The sequence below is a fragment of the Actinomadura napierensis genome, from assembly GCF_039529375.1.
GTDB lineage: Bacteria > Actinomycetota > Actinomycetes > Streptosporangiales > Streptosporangiaceae > Spirillospora > Spirillospora napierensis.
Window position 1 is genome coordinate 1 of sequence record NZ_BAAAMR010000153.1, and the last position, 17,703, is coordinate 17,703.

Genomic DNA, 17,703 nt, shown 5'->3' on the forward strand with positions numbered 1-17,703 from the left:
GGCGGCACGAGACACGTCCTTCCCCGTTGGCCCACGGCCAACTCAGGTCACGTGGCCGTGAAACGGGGGGAAGCTCATTTTACAGAGTCATGGGATCGAATGTTCCGTGACGATGCGAAACGCTCGGATGGCTAGCTGGGCCGCGGGCGAAGATGCGGAAGGTGTTGCCCTCCGGATCACGAAACACCACCCACCTGATGCCGTCCTGCTCGTTGTCACTGATGCGTTCCGCGCCGAGCGCCTGGACGCGATCGGCCTGCTCCAACCAGTCGGCCTCACCGCCGAGGTCAAGCATCAGGCGGTTCGGCCTGGCCGCAAATTCACCGTCGGGCTGGTGGAACATCCAGGTCGGGCCATCCTCATCGAAGCCGATCGTCGCGAAAGCTCGCGTGGCGCCCTCATCGACAGGGCGCATCAGCACCCTGGACCAGAATCCGGCCAAGGCTGCCGCATCGCGACAGTCAAAGGAGTGCATGCCGACCTTCATGCCGTCTCCACTGGGCATAGGACGCGTCCTTTCGTTCGGGTCTTCAGGTAGACCGATGTGAACGCCAGAAATCATCGTGCTCTCTGACTCGGGGTCGTGACGGCCGCCCCGGCGCCCTGACGACCACGAGCCCTACCAGGCGAGCAGAGCAACAACGGCGGCGCACAAGCACAACTCCGAACAGCGATACGCTCGTCCCATCTCGCCACAGTTTGAAGCATCGGATCGGCAGGGTAGCGGCGCAGAGTCCTTGCCGGCCCCTGCGAGCATGCCGACGAGCTTGGGCAGGATGCCGTGTTCGCGGCGGTCAGCCGCGTTATGGGTGAGGGTGTTGATGGCCAGGCCGGCGGCGACCCAGCGGCGGCGTGGATGCTCCGGCCTGGTTCACGTTCACCGGCTGGATGATGCCCACGCCGTACACCGATGAATGGAGGTCCGGCCGGATCTCCACGACATTGACGTCTGACCCGCGCTTCGCAGCGCGATGGCGGTGGACAGGCCACCGATTCCGGCGCCGACGAGGAGAATCCATTTTCAAGGCGCGAGATGTCGGAACGCATACGGGCGCGGCGCCTCGCGGCACCGCGCCCGTCGCGGATGTGGGAAGCCGGATCAGCGTGCCGAGCCGTTCCAGCCGGAGGTGAGCGCTTGCCGGGCGGCGTAGCCGGTGGCGCGGCCGGCGTAGACGTACATCACGCCGGTGCTGCCCTGGACGCCGATGAGGTCGTTGACGCCGTCTCCGGTGATGTCACCGGTCAGGGTCAGCGAGCGGATGTCGCCCCAGCCAGAGCCGAGCTGCTTGGGGGTTGCGAGGGAACTCTTGCCGCCGGGGTAGACCCGCAGGATACCGTCCGACTTGCGCACGGCGAGGAGGTCGGGCTTGCCGTCTCCGGTGATGTCGGTGACGCCGACCAGCTTCTCCATGCCGGTCCAGCCGCTGTTCCCGATCTTGATGCGGGTACCCAGCCTGCTGTCGCCGCCGGGGTAGAGCCAGAGAGTGCCGTCGCTCTTCTGGGCCGCGATCAGGTCGCTCCGGCCGTCACCGGTCAGGTCGCCGATGCCGGTCAGCTCGGCCATGCCGGTCCAGCCGCCGTTCCCGATCTTGATGCGGGTACCCAGCCTGCTGTCGCCGCCGGGGTAGAGCCAGAGAGTGCCGTCGCTCTTCTGGGCCGCGATCAGGTCGCTCCGGCCGTCACCGGTCAGGTCGCCGATGCCGGTCAGCTCGGCCATGCCGGTCCAGCCGCTGAGGCCGATCGCCTTCCGGCTCGTCGCGGCGAACGTCGGGCCGGGGTACAGCCACAGCTTGCCGGTGGCCTGATCCACCGCCACCGCGTCGGCTGTACCGTCCCCGGTCTGGTCACCGAGGGTGGACAAGCCCACGTCGGTACGGCCGGTCACCAGGAACATTCCGTTCGGCTGCGAGTCCGCGGCGAGCGCGGAAGCCGCGATGGTGTGCGTTCCGCCAGTGATCGACGAGGGATCGTAAACGGTGATCGTCCCGGCGCTACGGTCGTACCCGTACAGCACGATCGCGTGCCCGACCTTGGTGCCGGTCATCTTGGAGTTCCACGGCAGCTTCTCCGCCCAGACGCCGAGCGTCGGCGCCCGCTTCAGGACGCCGACGTCGTAGGACACCTCCGTCATCATGCTGGAGGCCGTTGAGACGTCGGCGTAGCCGTAGGAGTAGCCGAGCGGCTCGGCGTAGGAGTTGAGCACGGGACGCGCCTGGGCTCCCGTCGTGCCCTTGGTGGCGCTGGTCCCCATCTGCTTGGCCAGGGTGTCCTGGCTGACGTTGACGCCGAACGTCGACAGGCTCATCGACGACGACGTCGGCACGCAGTTCATGTTCGTCTTCTGGCGCTGCCCTTTGAGGGACAGCTTCGCCGACGCCGGGGCCGCGGCGGGCGCCGCCACGGACACTCGAGGCGCCATGGCCGTCTTGGCGGACGGTCCGACGAGGTTCGCGCCCGGTTTGGGCGGGGCCGGGGCGGCGTCCGCGGTGCCCGTCAGGCCTCCGCCTGTCAGGATCAGCGCCGCCACGGAGCCGATCGGCAGCATTCGCCTGCCGAACGATTTCATTCGATCTCCTCACGTTCATGTCGGTTCGCCGCGTCCGGCGCCGGCCTCGGAGGGCGGGCGGCGCGGGCGGGGGACGGCCGGTCGGATACCGGCCCGGCCAGGATCTTCGACGGCGCCGCCTCAAGATCGGATCCCCCCGAACGGGGACTGATCTGGAGAAAAGGGGTGGCAGTAGACCGAGGATGGGCCGGAGTCGAGCTGTCGGTCCCTGAAATAGGCGAACTCTGGCAGTGCACATCGCTGATCCAGGCCGGAGAGCCAGCGCCTGGACGGATCCTCAGTTCGCCGATCTCGGCACCGCCCGGTTCCCAGGCCGGGCAACTGCTGGGCCGGTGTCGAAGCGCGTTGGTTCGAGTCGTTGGTCCAGGTACAGCCGATCGGCGCGTGCGCCTTCTTGAGGCGGTTGCGCTCCCGGATGGCTGCGTGCACAGCCTCTTCGTCTTCCACGCCCAGGGCACCAGACGCCCCGCCGGCTCCTGCAGTTGCTGATCTCCTCGCGGGCCCGTCACGTCCCGCTCCGCCACAAGAGCCGCGGTCGCGGCGGAGGGCGGTTCATTGCTGCGTCCTCGTGCCCCCAACGTGCCGCGTCGAGTGGCTCAACTGCTCGAACGTGGCGGCTGCTTGCGCGGCGATGTCACCGATCACCTGCGCGGCGCGAGGTACGTCGTGGACGAGCTGGACCGACTGTCCGGCGTACAGGGCCGTGTCGGCGAGGTCGCCGGTCATGCCGGGCAGCGGCATCAGGTCCTCGTACCTGTGGTGGGCGCGGCCGTCGGCGTCGATAGCGACGGCATCGCCTTCGCCGGGCCGCCGCGCCGGTGGGAGGTGATCCGGCCTCCTCCCACCGGCGCAGGGTCGCGTTGCGCACGGCGCGGTGCGGCGCGAGCCAGCCCCCGTCCAAGCAGCGGGTGTGCTCGGTGTCCTCGGCTCCGGCGTCCAGCAGATGCCGCCGGTACACATCGTGGGTGAAGGCCTCGGCGGCTCGCACGGCCTCGGTCACGCTGCCCACGGTGTGCATGTGCAGCGCGCCCGCCTCGCGGATCTGCCGGCTGACCGGTGCCGGATCACCCCAGAAGGTGGAGATGATCGGCACGCGCTCCGCCAAGCAGACCGCCAGCGTGTCAGCGACCGGCAGGGCCAAGACCAGGTTCGCCGCGAACGGCCGCCCGATCAGCCGCCGCACCAAGCCGATGTCGTGGCGCGCCCCCTCGGGTCCTCGCCAGGTCAACGCCAGCATGCCCAGCCCGCCCGCCTGAGCGACAGCCGCGACCAGATCCGGTGCCGCAGCCGAACCGATCGGTGCCTGAGCGATCGGCAAGTCGACACCCAACCGCTCGCATAGCGGCGTGCACAATACGGTCATCGTCAACTCTCACTACGGGGTCCGTGAAGCGGGCCCGTCACACCCGACGTTCGAGGCCACTGCGGCATAGACCAGGCGGCCGGCTACGGTGATGTCGGCGCCCCTGCGGAACGCGAAATATGCCCCAGGCAGAGCGCCGTCAGTTTGCAACGTCGATGGCAGGCCGACCTCTCCGCCTCTCCGGCGCCGCCTCCTCGACCGCCGGCGCCGACGTGCGCCTTCCCGCGGTACCTACCGGTGCGGGCCCGTGCCATTCCGCCCCGGGAAGGCGGAACGGCGCGGTGAGGACTCTTCCCGATCAGCCGCAGTGCGACCAGCCGGAGTACCAGGAGCCGTAGTGCTCGGCTGAACCGCCCCAGCTGACGCACGTCCCCGCTGCGTCGATCTTCACGGGGCCGGCGTAGTAGGAGAAGTCGCCGTTCTCCCCGTAGCCTTCGCGGTCGGCGTTCTTCTTCGTGATGGACACTGCCATGCTGGTGGGGGTGCCGACGTAGGTCTTCTTCCAGGTGATGACGCAGTTGGTGCTGCCGTTGTACATCAGGTAGATGGTGGCACCGCTGCCGAGATTGTGCTGATCGATGACGTGGTAGCCGCTGCCGCAGGCGGCGATCGGCGATGATGCCGCCATAGCGGGGCTGCTGATGGTCAGAGATCCTGCGACGGCGGCTGTGGCGGTCAGTGCCACCAGGGTTGCCTTGTTGAACTTTCGCACGGAAGTCTTCCTCACTTTCTTCTGAGGTTCGCTGTATCGGTTCGGGGTTGGCCGGTCAGGCGAACGCCGCTCGGTGGTCGGCGGCCCAGCTCTGGTAGGTGCGGGGGGCGCGGCCGAGAACGGCCGCCACGTCGTCGGTCAGGCGGGCGTTTCCGCCTTGGGCGATGAACCGCTGCCCGCGCATCGCGCCCTCGGCGAATTCGGGGTCCCGGCCGGCGGCGATCATCTGCTGCTTCGCCACCTCCAGCGGCACGTCGACGATCTCGACTGGCCGTCCGAGCACCTTCCCCAGGATCTCCGTCTGGTCGGGCGCGCTCAGCAACTCCGGACCGGTCAGGGTGTAGGTCCGGCCCGCGTGATCGGGCGTGGTCAGCGCCGTGACCGCCACCTCGGCGACGTCCAGGGGGTCGATCACCCCCTGCGCGCCTGTGCCGGTCAGGTTCGCCACGGGCCGGTTCGCCCGGATGAAGGAGGCCCACTGCAAAGTGTTGGTGGCGAAACTGCTCGGCCGAAGGATCGTCCAGGCCGTGTCCTCCGCGCGCAGCGCACGTTCACCGGGAAGGTGCCAGGCGCCGGTCCTGAGCTCGGCGTTCTCGCCGGTGCCGATGGCCGACACCTTGACCACCTTCCCCACGCCATGCGACCGCACGGCATCGAGCACCGCCAGATCGTGCCGCTCGATCCAGGGCCCTGGTGCGTCCAGCAGGAAGACCGCGTCGGCTCCGGCGACCGCGGCGTCGAGAGAGGCACGGTCGTCGAAGTCGCCCCGGACGATTTCGGCCGGCAGTCGCGCCGCTTCCGGATGGCGCGTCATGGCTCGGACCCGCTCGCCCCGCTCGGCCAGGAGCCGGACCACCTGCGCACCCACGGTGCCCGTCGCACCCGTGACAAGGATCATGACCAGTACCCTGCCGTCCCACCGGCCGACCGATATAGGAAAAAACGGCAGACCCTAGAGTGGTCGGCGTGGACGCGATGACCCCGATGCCCGCACTCCGGCCCTGGATCGCGGACGTGACTCTGATGCGGCCCGACACACCCCTGCCGGTGGTGCACCCGCCGGACGCCACCACCGCACTGGTCTACCGCAGAACCGGCCCGCACAGCGGTGACCTGCACGTGGTCGGCCCCCGCAGCCGCGCCACCTGCCACCCGGGCAAGAAACTGCCGATGGCCATCCGGGTCCGGCTGCGTCCCGGTGCGGCCCGTTCGGTGTTCGATGTCCCGGTCAGCGAACTACGGGACCGGGCCGTAGCGCTCACCGAACTGTGGGGCGCCCGCGCCGCCCGCCTCCAACACCAGCTCAACGAACTGCCCCGCACCGACACCGTCCTACGGGAGATCGAGGGCGCCCTCCTGGAATGCCTGCACGACGACCCAGACCCGCGCAACGCACTGCTCCGCGAAGCCGTCGAGTCACTGTCCTCCACCAGCGAACGGATCACCGAACTGGCGCGACGGCTGTCGGTCAGCGAACGCCACCTGCGCGACCTGTTCACCGACCGGGTCGGCCTGGCGCCCAAGCGCTTCGCCCGCGTCCAGCGGGTCCGCGCCGTACTCGCCGGGGCGGGCTCCGCGAGATGGGCGGGCCTCGCTGCCACTACCGGTTACTACGACCAATCCCACATGGCGGCCGATTTCCACGCACTCGTGGGAGTGACGCCAGCCGCCTTCCGCGCAGGCCACCTCCCGACCGTTACGCCATGCGACACATGACACGCCGCACGATCGTCCACGGGCACCCAGCCACCACGCGAACCGCCTGAACGGTGCCGGCCGGAACCCGGCCGGTCGAGCCACCCGCGGTTCGGCACGCCAGTCGTGGTCGCCGGCGACCGTTTCCCGATCTCCGTCTTCGACCGTGACGAGTCGAGGGCCGATGATCAGTGCGCAAGCGCGGCAGGGCGAACCTGCCGCGCTGCGCCGAACTCGAAGCCGTGCCGTGGTGGAGCGACGAGGCGACGGTTCACCAGCCGACCCCGCACGGCGGCAGGGGTCACCGTTCTCAGAGTGATGGCTGGTCGAGGATGGCCGCCACCTCCGCTGCTCGCAGGATGAACCCGGCGTGGGATGTGCCCAGGGTGTAGACGTCGTAGGGATTGTTGGGGGTCAGGGCATCGGCATCGGCATCGGCGACCAGCCGGTCCTGCATGGCCACCGGAAGCGTCCCGTCCTCGGTGAGACGGATGCGGGCGATCGTCCCCCTAGGTGTCGGCCTGGACGCGGGCGTCGGCGGTCATCACCGCTATGGCCCCGTCCGGTTGCAGGAGGCTGAGGAAGGCGCGGAACTGCTCGTCAGCCCGTAGCCCGCGTTGGCGACGAGCACTTCGATCGGGCCCATGTCCCGGGTAGTCGCGGTGGCGGCTTCGCTGCCCCGGCTGGCCAGCAGCCGCAGGCGCTCCTGAGACGGCGAGCCGGACGGCCCGGATCGGCGATCGAGGTGAGGATCTCGTCCTGCGGTTCCAGGTCATCGGCCACGGGGTGGTGGAGACGGTTGAGCCGGAGCCCGAACTCGACCGGCAGACGGATCTCGTCCGGCGTGAGTCCGGCACGGCGGGTCCGCAGGAAGTCGCCCGAGTCGGACTTCACCGAGCCACGGTGGACTCCGCTGTCACGTTTAAGATCTTGGTCATGTCTGATGCGCCACGACTCCCGGGACTGACTTTGAAGGACGCTGACTGCTTGGTCGAGACCGCGTTGGCGGTCGGCGTTGAGCGGGGTTTTCCGCCGTTGGCGGTGGCTGTCGTCGACGTCGCCGGTGAGGTGATCTCCCTTCGGCGCGGCGACGGTGGCATGCCGATGGCGAGCCGGTTGGCCCCGGCGAAGGCACGGACCGCGCTGGTCGCTCTGAAGCCCTCCGGCCTGGTCGATCTGCCCGGCGGGATCATCGACAGCATTCAGCATCTCTACGGTGGCGACTTCGTCCCGCGGGCGGGCGGTGTGCTGGTCACCGACGGCGATCTGGTCGTCGGCGCGGCCGGGGCGTCCGGTGCCTTGGGCGTGGAGGACGAAGAGGCCGTGCTCACCGCGGTGCGGCGATGGCAGGAGCGTCGGCTCCCCACGCGATGATCTCGACACGAGCCCGTGGCTCCGCGGGGCGCTGGCCACTCGGAGGTGGCCGCTCCATCGATCTCGGTATGCGCGCTCTGTTTCGGTATGCGCGCTCTGTTGGTGAAGCAGGTGGGGCGGCCGGTCGAGGTCGGGGAAGTGGGACGATCCGCAATTGCGGCCGTCCGATGCGGACGGGCCTAACGGGCTCACCGGGGCTGGGAGCGCCCGGAGCCACCGGCCTTTCCGGCATCGCCGGCGTTCGGCACGCTGTCGATCGGCCATCGCGTGCGCTGAGGACTAGAGAAAGGGGGGAGACGATGTCCTCGATGATTCCGCTGTCCTCTCCGGAAGGGCTCGCCGACTCGCTCGGGCTTAATTTGAGCGAGGGGTTCCGCTTGGCCCACTCTGCCGTCGAGGTCACCGCGTCCGGCGACTTCTATGTCTTGTCCGTCTTCTGGCCGGACGAGCGGCACCGGGATATGCGTGGCCTGCTGACCCGCTATGGCGGTGATGCTCGGCCGCTGGCGGCCGCGGTCTTCGGCCCCGCAGGGACCCCGGGCTCCCGGTTCCCGGAGCTCCCCGGATCGTTGTGCGTGCTCCCGGACGGGACCGTGGCGCTGTCCGGCGGCATGAACCGCACTTACCTGGTCGACCGTGACCTGACCCGGTTGATGGGTGCCTGGCCGGGCACGACCGGAACCGGCCTGTTCGGCCTCCAGGACATGGACTGGGAGAAGCACTACGCCACCGCCTTCGCCGCGGCCGTCCAGGCCACCCCGTCGGACCGGTTGATGTGCGTGCTCGCCGAGTACGGCGCCCGCAATCTCGGCCGCTACTCGACCAACCTCGTCGGGCTGGCCGACGGCCCGCTGACCCCCGGGTCCCGTCCGGACATCACGCTCCTGGCGTCGCTGGATCCCGAGCCGTCCCATCAGGACGACTCGCACGGCATTCCCTACACGGTCCACAACGGCGCGGCAGGCGGGTTCGGCAACCGGCCCGCCCCCGGCCTTCCCGAACTGACCCGGCGGCGCTGGCCGGAACTCGACTGGTCCACCCACCCGCGGTTCGGCAGCCCGATCGTGGTCGCCGACGACCGTTTCCTGGTGCCCGTCTTCGACCGTCACGACAGGCGCTGGTCACCGTTCGTCTTCGCCCTGCTGGACAGCGCCGGCACCCTCGTCGGGCGGCTGGAAGGGCTCGACTTCAACGAACGATCGCCCTACATCGGCAAGAAGTACACCGTGGTCGCCGACCCGGTCCGCAGCCGCGTCTTCCATCAGAGCAGCCACGGCCTGCACGTCTGGGACACCGACGGCCAGCCCCTGACCACCCTGCCGACCAGCGAGAAACCCTACAAGCCGCTGCGCCGGCTAGGGCTATGGGGTTGCTCCCCGACCGGCGACCTCCTCCTGCGACATCAGGAGCACAACCTACTCGTCCGCATACCCGTGCCCCGCGACCCGGCCGAACTCGGACCGGCCGTGGAAAGCGTCCTGCCGACCCTCACCCGGGAGCGCAACCACCTCAAGAAGACGCACACGCCGATCGGCTGGACCTGGACCAACGACCTCGAACCAACGCGCTTCTGACACCGGTCCATTTCGACGGGCCGCGCCTGCCAGGTCGGCTCCGACGATCACGGTGACGTCATGACGCTCCTTTTGGCGCAGGCCGACGTGCCGAACCCGGCATCATGGTCACATGACCGATCTTGAGGAGTCTCCCCCTCGCCAACCACCGGCTGCTGTCGACTCAAGCGCGTTGGTGGCGCTGGCAGATGACTTCCATGCCCGCGTCGTACGGTACCTGGGCAGCCGCGCGGTCGCCGGTCACCTGGTGAAGCCCTACGCGATCGAGGCGCCGGGACGGCGTGTGTCGGATGAGGACCTGCAGACCGCGCTGGCGGTCGCCGACGCTCACCTGGCGTCGGCGCAGCTGCGGGGCTCGCTCGGGCTCGCCGTGCTGCTGGTCCATGCCGGGGGCGACGGTGACTACGTCCTGGTCCACACCTGGATCGAGGGCTACATGTCCGACCTCGCCGTCTATACTGGACCGGCAGACGATTTCACGCGGCTCCGCCCCGGCCGATCCGGGCTTGCCCCGTGCGTGTGGGAAGCCGCGGTCCTGTCCCACGAACGGGACGCCTTCACCCGGCACGTGCTGGACGGCCGGGACGTGGCGCAGGAGCGGCTCGCCGCCTGGTGCAAGGACGGGCTGGAAGGCCGGGTGCGGTGATGGGCGCCGATTCGGCCCGGGTACGCCCCGCATGCGCCGCCGATCTGGCTGATGTCGTCCGGCTTGTCTCCGAGCACGCCGCGTACGAGAAGGCGGCGGCCCCGCCGGCCGACCTGGCCGAGCGGCTGAGGACGCTGCTGTTCGGCACACAGCCTCCCCGCTTGCGCTGCGTCGTCGCGGAATCACACGACTCCGAGATCATCGGCTACGCCACATACGTTCCCGAAGTGTCCACCTGGGACGGAGCGGAGTACCTCCATATGGACTGCCTGTTCCTGCGCGAGGGCCACCGCGGCCTGAAAGTCGGTCCTCTGCTGGTGGAGGCCGTCATCGCCGAAGCACGCGAGCTGGGACTCACGCAGATCCAATGGCAGACCCCACCCTGGAACACCGGGGCCATCAAATTCTACGGCCGGCTGGGAGCCCATGCGAAGGAGAAACTGCGCTACCACCTGTCGGTCGACTGAACCCGCAGACCGCTCCGTGTAACGCGATCGTTCTTAAGTGCATGGCCCGAGCATGCACGCACCCGGACATCTAAGCGCGTCTTTTTTAGGATTCTGTTATCGGTATTCGGGCGGACGAGTCGATCGGCGCGGGAAGGTCCTTGTTCCGTAGCCAGTGGTACACGCTGCAGGCCGGCAACTGTCGCGGGACGGGCCACGACACCGCCCTCGCCTCGGGATGATGGGCAGTTGTGCTGTCGCCACTGGCCTGCTTAACCGTGGCGAACACGTTCGCGGCGCTGTGTCTGCTTCCGATGACCGACAGAGAGATGGACGCCGAGATCTTGGTGCTGCGACATCAGATCACGGTGCTGCAGCCCCGACTGGATGGGGCGAGGGTGCGGTTCGTCGGCCAGGATCGAGCACTGCTCGCGGCGCTGCTGCACCGGTTGCCTCGCGGTGTCCTGGGACGGATGCGGCTGCTCGCACGGTGGTCAGGGTGAGGCCAGTGCGGTTCAGGCATGGCTGTGGAGTGGTGGATGCCGAGGTTGCCCCAGGCGTTCGGACGACCCTCGGCAAACCACCGCGCCGCCTGCAGCCAGACCAACTCTCTGCGTGCACGCCCAGCGTCGGCCATCCCGCCGCTCTGGGGGTCTCTGGCCATGCCGTCGGCATACGCCCCCGCAACCGGCCGGTCCACTCCCCAACCGCCATGACCTATTAACCCTGGTTAGTCGTTTACCGGGCCAGCCACCGCGGACCGTCCCAGATGTTGGGAGATGCGAAGAAGGTAGCCGTCTGGGTCCTGCACGGCGAACTGGCGCACGCCCACAGCATCGGTGGCGCGTTCGTACCAGCGATCCTCTAATGGCAGGAACATCTCCTGACCGGCGGTGAGGAGGGTGGCGTGGACACGTTCCACGTCATCCACCTCGATGGTGAGGTTGATCCCCCGTCCGTAGGGATGGTCCAACTCCGCCCGGGGATAGAGCCGGTCCCGGCTCCACGGCTGCTCCAGCATCAGTTCCGCCCCGTTGAGTTCAAGGTAAGCGAACCGCTCCTCCGGACGTTCATAGCGGACCTGGAATCCCAGCAGGCGGTAGAAGGCCAGGCTGGCCTCAATGTCAGAGCAAATGAGTTCGGGAACCAATCCAGGCACGTCGACAGCTTGGCAACCACCGCACTCCTTCGCAACTGTCGGCTCGCCCGCGAAATCATCGGGTGGCGTGGTGGACACCGTCGCGGCGTCGCCGGTAGGGCATGATGACCTGCGGTTTCCTTGGCGGCCGCCGTCGGCCGTCACGTGCGCACTCCGGTGTGCCCGGTCGGGGCCCGAATCGCAGTAAGCGGTGCAGTCGTTGTGGTGGCTCGGCACCAGGCGTCCGGCCGCGACCACCAGCCGGGGGGCTGGCGTCAATGACCACCTGCATGCTCAGCGAGTGCCTGTAGTTCTTGGACGAGGCGGTGACCGTCCGGTCGTGGACGGGCGCCAGCGTGCCGTCCACGCTCAGCACCGTGTCGGGGCTGAGTCGGCAGGGTGATCAGGGTCAGTGCGAGCAGCAGCGCCAGGTGATCGACGACACGGTGCGCGGCTGACTCAGACATCTCGAACAGCAGCGCGACCTGCCGCACCGACAGGCCGGTGAGCACCGGCACCCATTCGGCCCTGATCACTCGCTCCACACCAAGATCGAGAATCTCGGACGCCTGTCGTTAAGGGACAGGCTTTACGACTGCGTGCATGGTTGTGGTGGCGGCCGGGTCCTTGATCGTTGATCATGGCCGTATGGTCCGTTCGGTGGCTCGTGCGGCGGTTGTGGGGAATCGTCGGATCACCGGTCTGTCGCCGGCAGTGATCGACGAGTTGGTGGCGGAGGTTGGGCCCGTGTGGCAGGAGTGGCACCAAGCGGTGCTGGCCGCTCGTCCGCGGAGGCGGGCAGTGGGTGCCGGGGCGAAGTACAAACTGGTGTTCGTGGACCGGCTGCCGGCCACGCTGATCCATCTGCGGTACGGGGTGACCCACGATGTGCTGGGCTGCTGGCTCGGCGTCAGCCGATCGACCATCACCCGCGCCATCGCCGAGATCCGGCCGCTGCTGGCCGCCCGTGGCCGCACGGTCGAGCCGGGAATCCGGCTGTGCACACTGGCCGAGGTGATCGAGTACCTGGGCGCCAACGGGCAGACCGCGATCATCGATGCCACCGAGGTCAGGGTCCTCCGACCGGCAGCCAAGCAGCCGGACTGCAACGTGTTCGTCTCCGGCAAGAACAAGCAGAACGCGATCGAAGCCATGGTGGTCACCCACGCCGACGGTCACCTGCTGTTCTGCGGCCAGGCCGAGCCCGGAACGTGCGCCGACATCACCCAGGCCCGCCGGTCGAGGCTGGTCGAGCTACTGGCCGCCGGTCCGCCAGTGCAGATCCTGGCCGACGTCGGCTACCAGGGCCTGGGCGCCGAGACCGCCGGTCAGGTGGTGACGCCGCCATACCGCAAATTCCGCAAGAATGCCCCGGCCTGGTACGAAGAACTCCACGCCGCGCAGTGTCATACCCATTCCGTCGGACGCATCCGGGTCGAACACAGCATCGCCCATCTGAAGAACTGGCGCTCCCTCGCCCGCCATCACGGCCGCCGCGAACACCTCGCCGATATGGCCCGAGCCGCTGCAGCTCTCCTATCCCTTCAACAGGCCACGCCCCACCCGGCCGAACGCCAGGCATAACCCGGTCGCTCGGCGAAGACCCGACACGCCACCACAACCATGCACGAGGTCGTAAGGTCAAGGAGGCGCGCTGTTGCCGCGCGTCTTCGCGCACGGCGGGCCGATGGACGCGGCTTCAGGTCCGCTCGGGTGACGCTGACCGCCGGAGCAGTAACCGGCGGATCGGGCCGTCAACGGCGCCCGGACGGGAACGAGAGCGAGCGGGGCCCCTTACCCCACTCGGCTCGGCCCTCCGACGCCGTGACGCCCTCCCGCCAGCCTGTCCGTCGTCACGCGCACCCAGTGCACCCCCGGCGCGCTCCCATCGGCGAGCCGCGCGAAGTTCCGCGACCAGCAACCGCGCTTTGTCTCCGATCAAGTTCAGCCCGCCAGGCAGGGCGCGGCCGCCGCCGCTCCGCGACACGCACTTCGCCTTCCCTGCGCACCGAGTCGGCCGCCACGTTCAGCACCTGCTGCCCGTGATACAGCAACACCAGTTGATCGTGCCACCAGCCCCCGAGCAAACCGGGTGATACCCACTCGCCTCACACGGCAAGCGGCATCCTCCCTAAGGACCATGCACTGTAGAAGAGGAGACCGATTGTCCGTCCGCTTGTCCGTCCGCTGCGTCGGCGTCCAGGTCATCGAACCAGGCGAACCGCCCACCACGGCCCAGCCTTTCTCCACCTGCCGCAGCCCGGCTCGCAACTCGGCGGCGATCCACGCGTTGGGCCGCTCCTCACCGAACCACTGCGCCGCCTGCATCCAGACCTGTTCTCGCCGTTCGCGGCCGACGGCGCTCATCCCACCGCCCTGGGGGTATCTGGCCATGCCACCGGCATACGCCCACACCACCGGCCCGTCCACTCACCCGGCCGCCATCACCCATTAACCCTGGTTAGGTGGAGCGCAGCGGTAAGACGCTGCTGACCTGGGGCGACGGTCCGGAGGTGTTGCAGCCGACGGCGCCGCGATCAACGACTCGCCGCTCGCCGCCTCCCTGGGATCGGGTGGCTTCCTCGCGAGGTCCGCCTGCGCGCCTGACCGCGCGGGGGTGCGCAGGGCCACCGTCACTGCGACGGCGCAGATCAGGATGCCCAGCAGGGACAGCGGGGGAAGCGTGCTGCCGAACATCGCGTAGCCCAGCAGCATGGTCGTGGGCGGGGTGAGGTAGAGCAGGGCGGAGATGTGCGCGACACCCGTCCGCTGGACGTTCACCCAGTACAGGCCATAGCCACCGAACATCGCCAGCAGTACCAGGATGCCGATGGCCGTCCAGAACCTAGGTTCCAGGGGCGGGGCGAGGGAGCCGTTGACGCCTGCGATGCCCGAGAACAGCATCGTGCTGACTCCCGCCTGGACGGCCAGCGCCTCCGGAAGCGCGGCCGCCGGCCGTGCGCGTCGCTCGATGAGCGTCGCGGCCACGAGAGAGAGCATCGAGGCGAACGGCAGCGCGTACGCCCAGCCCGGAGCGCCCCCGTCCAGATCGCCGCCGACGACCAGCGCCACGCCGGCGAGGCCGCCGAGGAATCCGCCGAGCTGCCGCCGGCCGATCGGCTCGCCCAGCACTGGCACGGCGAGCATGACGGCGACGAGCGGCTGCAGCGCGGTGATCAAGCTGATGGTCCCCTCGGCCACGCCGTGCTCGGCGGCGAGGAAGACGCCGTAGAGGTAGCCGCCCTGGCCCAGGATCCCGATGAGCAGGTGCAGCGCGAGGTCGCGCGGCGAGATCCGGCGCCGGCGCCATCCGAGCCATGCGACGAGCGGAGGCATGGCGATGATGAACCGCCAGGCCAGCAGCGTGCTCGCCGGCGCGTCGCGAGTACCGAGCGCGGCGCCGACGAAGCCGGAGCTCCACATGACGACGAACGCGGCGCCCAGCAGGTGGTCCGATCGGCGCGGGTGCACGACCGCCTCCCTAGATATACATACCGGTATAACTAGCTACTAGCTATACCGGTATGCCTACTTTTGACACAACTCCGAGAGGGGACCACCATGCGCGTCCAGAATCGGCCGCTCACCCCCGCCGCCCGCCGGGTGCTCCAGGTCGCCGGCCACCTGTTCTACGAGCGCGGGATCGGCTGCGTCGGGATGGAGTTGATCGCCGCGGAGGCCGGGGTCACCAAAAAGACGGTCTACGACCGGTTCGGCTCCAAGGACGCGCTGATCCTCGCCTATCTGCGCACCCGCGACGAACGCTGGCGGGACTTCGTGACCGCCAGGCTGGCCGTGTTCTCGGATCCGCGCGAACGCGTGCTCGCCACCTTCGAGGCGCTCGAACAGTGGCAGGCGGACGAGCCCCGGCGCGGCTGCTCCATGGTGAACGCCTGCGCCGAACTCCCCGACCCGTCGCACCCGGTCCACCGTGCCGCGGCCGAGCAGAAAGCGTGGCTCAGGGACCTGTACGCGGGACTGGTCGCCGACGGCACGCTGGCCGACCAGCTCCTCATCCTGCACGAGGGCGCGATCGTCGCCTTCAGCGTCGGCGGCGTCGCGGACGCCGCCGCCAAGGCCCGCGCCGCCGCCGACGCGCTTCTGCCCCGGTAGGTCTGCCGACCAACGACACCCTCGCCCCGCTGCGCGCGGCGCTCGATTCGGGCGGGCGACGCGCCGGTCGCGGACGACCTGTGCTGCCTTCCAGGATGTCCCTGCCGACGGTTGCGGGCCGCCGGCGGAGGCGCTGCTGAGCGGTACGGGATCGTCATCCGTGGCACGCCCGGCGATATCGCGGCACTGTGGGAGACGGCCCGCGAACCGGACGTGCGCGTGCTCGTCGCCAGGGCCGTGTGTCGGGTAGACCTGCACGATCGCGGTCGTGCGGTGCCGCAGCACCGCGGCAGGCATTCGTCCAGTGACCGCACCAGCTGGCAGGGTGCATCGTCGCAGGGTTGCCAGAACGTCCGCCGGCGCGGATCGGCTTCCTCGGGCAGCCGGACCGAGGGGGTGTGCGCGCAGCTCGGCGCGGCTGACCAAGGCCGACCAAGGCCCTGCCCGTAAGGCGATGCTCCGCTGGCAGGGCAGCCAGGCACTGATGGCTGCTCACCGTATGGAGCTCGAGATCGGTCTACTCGAACGGGGTGATGGTGGGCGCCACGCCAACGTGGCCGGAGGCGACCTCGAGGGTGGGGTCGGTGAAGTCGCCCTGCCACAACCGCCCCGCCGCCCCGTTTGCGCGTGGGAGAACGCCGCGGCGGCGCTGGCCGACGACGCCGCCGCGCCCGGCCCGAGCACCCGACCGTCAACTCCTGCTCGCCGGCGGCTCGGCGGACCCGTCGGCGAGCTTGACCGGTGCGCTCGAGCAGTGTGCGGGCCTCTGCCTCCTGGAGGCCGGACGCTGCGCCGACATCGTCCCCATGCGGGGCGACCCGATCGCCGATATCACCTGCACCGAGCACGTCGACTTCGTCATGATCCGCGGCCGAGTTCTTCACCGCACGCTCACCGACACTTGACCGCACCACCGACGATCCTGCTATCCGCCGATGCCGATGCCGTTGCGGCGCAGAAGCGCGGCGGCGGCGGGCATCGTGGCCCGCAGCGCGCGGCGCGCGCTGAGATGGCTGCTCACGCACCCGTGGACGTTGTCCTATCCTGGTCGGCCGCGCTGATGATCGTGCTCGTCCGCTGTCGGTTCGCACTCATGTGCGCGGGCCTTCCCGAACTGGCCCGGCGGCGCTGGCCGGAACTCGACTGGTCGACCCACCCGCGGTTCGGCAGCCCGATCGTGGTCGCCGACGACCGTTTCCTGGTGCCCGTCTTCGACCGCCACGAAGGCGCTGGTCACCGTCCGTCTTCGCCCTTCTGGACAGCGCCGGCACCCTCGTCGGGCGGCTGGAGGGGCTCGACTTCAACGAACGCTCGCCCTACGTCGGCAAGAAGTACACCGTGGTCGCCGACCCGATCCGCAGCCGCGTCTTCCATCAGAGCAGCCACGGCCTGCACGTCTGGGACACCGACGGCCAGCCCCTGACCACCCTGCCGACCAGCGAGAAACCCTACAAGCCGCTGCGCCGGCTAGGGCTGTGGGGCTGTTCCCCGACCGGCGACCTCCTACTACTGCATCAGGAGCACAACCTACTCGTCCGCATACCCGTACCCCGCGACCCGGCCGAACTCGGACCGGCCGTGGAAAGCGTCCTGCCGACCCTCACCCGGGAGCGCAACCGCCTCAAGAAGACGCACGCGCCGATCGACTGGACCTGGACCAACGACCTCGAACCAACGCGCTTCTGACACCGGTCCAGCAGTGGGGCGGCCTGGAAACGGCCGGTGCCGCTCACCTGGTGGTTGTGTCTGTGAGAAGCAACAACGGTTTATGCGTTGCTTCGAGCGACGGTTGCGGGTTCGCGGAGGCGGTGATGTCGATGAGATTCAGCGGCGTTGAAGCGCGAGGGGTCAGGCGGAGCGCGGGCTCGGGGACGAGGGCCCGCGCTTGATGAGGCGGCGGCACGCCAAGGGGCCGGAGTGATCAAAATGGCCTGTTAGTGCTGGTAGACTCACGCCATGGTCTACATGTTCGTCCGTCTTCGGACCGCCTGAGACGGTCTGGTCCCGCCGGTCACCGGGTGACCCGCGGCGGTTGAGGAAGCCCCGGTAGCGATTGACGCTGCCGCGTGGGCTTCG

General features: G+C 69.0%; 21 protein-coding genes and 1 pseudogene. 12 read left to right on the forward strand and 10 right to left on the reverse strand.

Annotated elements, in window-relative coordinates:
- Window positions 1–79 precede the first annotated feature (79 nt).
- The 3 genes from ABD296_RS44880 to ABD296_RS44890 all read right to left on the reverse strand — a co-directional run bounded on the left by ABD296_RS44880 (window position 80) and on the right by ABD296_RS44890 (window position 3,307).
- Window positions 80–487 (reverse strand): VOC family protein, encoded by a 408-nt coding sequence (locus tag ABD296_RS44880; RefSeq protein ID WP_344283006.1) that lies wholly within the window; start codon window positions 485–487, stop codon window positions 80–82.
- Window positions 488–1,099: 612 nt separating this feature from the next.
- Complete coding sequence (locus ABD296_RS44885) at window positions 1,100–2,566, reverse strand: FG-GAP-like repeat-containing protein (RefSeq protein ID WP_344283009.1); 1,467 nt, start codon at window positions 2,564–2,566, stop codon at window positions 1,100–1,102.
- A gap of 552 nt (window positions 2,567–3,118) precedes the next feature.
- The gene (locus tag ABD296_RS44890; protein WP_344283012.1) at window positions 3,119–3,307 is read right to left on the reverse strand and encodes a hypothetical protein; all 189 of its coding nucleotides are present in this window, start codon (window positions 3,305–3,307) and stop codon (window positions 3,119–3,121) included.
- A gap of 224 nt (window positions 3,308–3,531) precedes the next feature.
- Here ABD296_RS44890 and ABD296_RS44895 point away from each other — a divergent pair, with 224 nt between their 5' ends.
- Window positions 3,532–3,822 carry a hypothetical protein gene (locus ABD296_RS44895; RefSeq protein ID WP_344283015.1) on the forward strand — a complete coding sequence of 97 codons (291 nt, stop codon included), beginning with the start codon at window positions 3,532–3,534 and terminating at the stop codon, window positions 3,820–3,822.
- Here the strand turns inward: ABD296_RS44895 and ABD296_RS50760 are convergent.
- From ABD296_RS50760 to ABD296_RS44905, 3 genes and pseudogenes are all read right to left on the reverse strand, one after another.
- A pseudogene (locus ABD296_RS50760) lies at window positions 3,759–3,929 on the reverse strand (nitronate monooxygenase); the annotation flags it as partial. The gene ABD296_RS44895 and the pseudogene ABD296_RS50760 overlap by 64 nt on opposite strands.
- Before the next feature lie 298 nt (window positions 3,930–4,227).
- Window positions 4,228–4,557 carry a hypothetical protein gene (locus ABD296_RS44900; RefSeq protein WP_344283017.1) on the reverse strand — a complete coding sequence of 110 codons (330 nt, stop codon included), beginning with the start codon at window positions 4,555–4,557 and terminating at the stop codon, window positions 4,228–4,230.
- A 139-nt stretch (window positions 4,558–4,696) separates the two neighbouring features.
- Window positions 4,697–5,539 carry an NAD(P)H-binding protein gene (locus tag ABD296_RS44905; RefSeq protein WP_344283020.1) on the reverse strand — a complete coding sequence of 281 codons (843 nt, stop codon included), beginning with the start codon at window positions 5,537–5,539 and terminating at the stop codon, window positions 4,697–4,699.
- Window positions 5,540–5,616: 77 nt separating this feature from the next.
- Here ABD296_RS44905 and ABD296_RS44910 point away from each other — a divergent pair, with 77 nt between their 5' ends.
- On the forward strand, window positions 5,617–6,357 hold the full coding sequence (locus ABD296_RS44910; protein ID WP_344283064.1) for a helix-turn-helix domain-containing protein: 741 nt from the start codon (window positions 5,617–5,619) through the stop codon (window positions 6,355–6,357).
- A gap of 289 nt (window positions 6,358–6,646) precedes the next feature.
- On the opposite strand, the gene ABD296_RS44915 is transcribed toward ABD296_RS44910, so the two are convergent.
- Entirely contained in the window at window positions 6,647–6,799 is a 153-nt protein-coding gene (locus ABD296_RS44915; RefSeq protein ID WP_344283022.1) for a hypothetical protein, read from the reverse strand.
- On the opposite strand from ABD296_RS44915, the gene ABD296_RS44920 reads away from it, so the two are divergent.
- The 6 genes from ABD296_RS44920 (at window position 6,792) to ABD296_RS44945 (ending at window position 10,879) form a co-directional block, all read left to right on the forward strand.
- On the forward strand, window positions 6,792–6,947 hold the full coding sequence (locus ABD296_RS44920) for a hypothetical protein (RefSeq protein WP_344283025.1): 156 nt from the start codon (window positions 6,792–6,794) through the stop codon (window positions 6,945–6,947). The two genes, ABD296_RS44915 and ABD296_RS44920, sit on opposite strands and share 8 nt — an antisense overlap.
- 325 nt (window positions 6,948–7,272) lie before the next feature.
- Window positions 7,273–7,710 carry a GlcG/HbpS family heme-binding protein gene (locus ABD296_RS44925; RefSeq protein ID WP_344283028.1) on the forward strand — a complete coding sequence of 146 codons (438 nt, stop codon included), beginning with the start codon at window positions 7,273–7,275 and terminating at the stop codon, window positions 7,708–7,710.
- Window positions 7,711–8,087: 377 nt separating this feature from the next.
- Window positions 8,088–9,284, forward strand: coding sequence for a hypothetical protein (locus ABD296_RS44930; RefSeq protein ID WP_344283031.1), 1,197 nt, complete (start codon window positions 8,088–8,090; stop codon window positions 9,282–9,284).
- A gap of 175 nt (window positions 9,285–9,459) precedes the next feature.
- Complete coding sequence (locus ABD296_RS44935) at window positions 9,460–9,930, forward strand: hypothetical protein (RefSeq protein WP_344283034.1); 471 nt, start codon at window positions 9,460–9,462, stop codon at window positions 9,928–9,930.
- Window positions 9,930–10,397, forward strand: coding sequence for a GNAT family N-acetyltransferase (locus ABD296_RS44940; protein ID WP_344283037.1), 468 nt, complete (start codon window positions 9,930–9,932; stop codon window positions 10,395–10,397). Before ABD296_RS44935 ends, ABD296_RS44940 begins: the two co-directional genes overlap by 1 nt.
- Window positions 10,398–10,627: 230 nt before the next feature.
- Window positions 10,628–10,879, forward strand: a complete 252-nt coding sequence (locus tag ABD296_RS44945; protein WP_344283040.1) for a hypothetical protein — start codon at window positions 10,628–10,630, stop codon at window positions 10,877–10,879.
- Between the two features lie 227 nt (window positions 10,880–11,106).
- Here ABD296_RS44945 and ABD296_RS44950 read toward each other — a convergent pair whose 3' ends face one another.
- Both ABD296_RS44950 and ABD296_RS44955 read right to left on the reverse strand, forming a co-directional pair.
- A complete protein-coding gene (locus ABD296_RS44950; protein ID WP_344283043.1) occupies window positions 11,107–11,679 on the reverse strand; it encodes a bleomycin resistance protein in 573 nt (190 codons plus the stop codon).
- 110 nt (window positions 11,680–11,789) lie between these two features.
- The gene (locus ABD296_RS44955; RefSeq protein ID WP_344283046.1) at window positions 11,790–12,050 is read right to left on the reverse strand and encodes a hypothetical protein; all 261 of its coding nucleotides are present in this window, start codon (window positions 12,048–12,050) and stop codon (window positions 11,790–11,792) included.
- 67 nt (window positions 12,051–12,117) lie between these two features.
- Here ABD296_RS44955 and ABD296_RS44960 point away from each other — a divergent pair, with 67 nt between their 5' ends.
- Window positions 12,118–13,098, forward strand: a complete 981-nt coding sequence (locus tag ABD296_RS44960; RefSeq protein WP_344283049.1) for a transposase family protein — start codon at window positions 12,118–12,120, stop codon at window positions 13,096–13,098.
- An 867-nt stretch (window positions 13,099–13,965) separates the two neighbouring features.
- Here the strand turns inward: ABD296_RS44960 and ABD296_RS44965 are convergent.
- On the reverse strand, window positions 13,966–14,985 hold the full coding sequence (locus ABD296_RS44965; RefSeq protein ID WP_344283052.1) for a DMT family transporter: 1,020 nt from the start codon (window positions 14,983–14,985) through the stop codon (window positions 13,966–13,968).
- Between the two features lie 90 nt (window positions 14,986–15,075).
- On the opposite strand from ABD296_RS44965, the gene ABD296_RS44970 reads away from it, so the two are divergent.
- The 3 genes from ABD296_RS44970 (at window position 15,076) to ABD296_RS44980 (ending at window position 17,313) form a co-directional block, all read left to right on the forward strand.
- Window positions 15,076–15,627 carry a TetR/AcrR family transcriptional regulator gene (locus tag ABD296_RS44970; protein WP_344283055.1) on the forward strand — a complete coding sequence of 184 codons (552 nt, stop codon included), beginning with the start codon at window positions 15,076–15,078 and terminating at the stop codon, window positions 15,625–15,627.
- A gap of 734 nt (window positions 15,628–16,361) precedes the next feature.
- The gene (locus ABD296_RS44975; RefSeq protein WP_344283058.1) at window positions 16,362–16,532 is read left to right on the forward strand and encodes a hypothetical protein; all 171 of its coding nucleotides are present in this window, start codon (window positions 16,362–16,364) and stop codon (window positions 16,530–16,532) included.
- Window positions 16,533–16,965: 433 nt separating this feature from the next.
- Complete coding sequence (locus ABD296_RS44980; protein WP_344283061.1) at window positions 16,966–17,313, forward strand: hypothetical protein; 348 nt, start codon at window positions 16,966–16,968, stop codon at window positions 17,311–17,313.
- The last annotated feature ends 390 nt before the right edge of the window (window positions 17,314–17,703 follow it).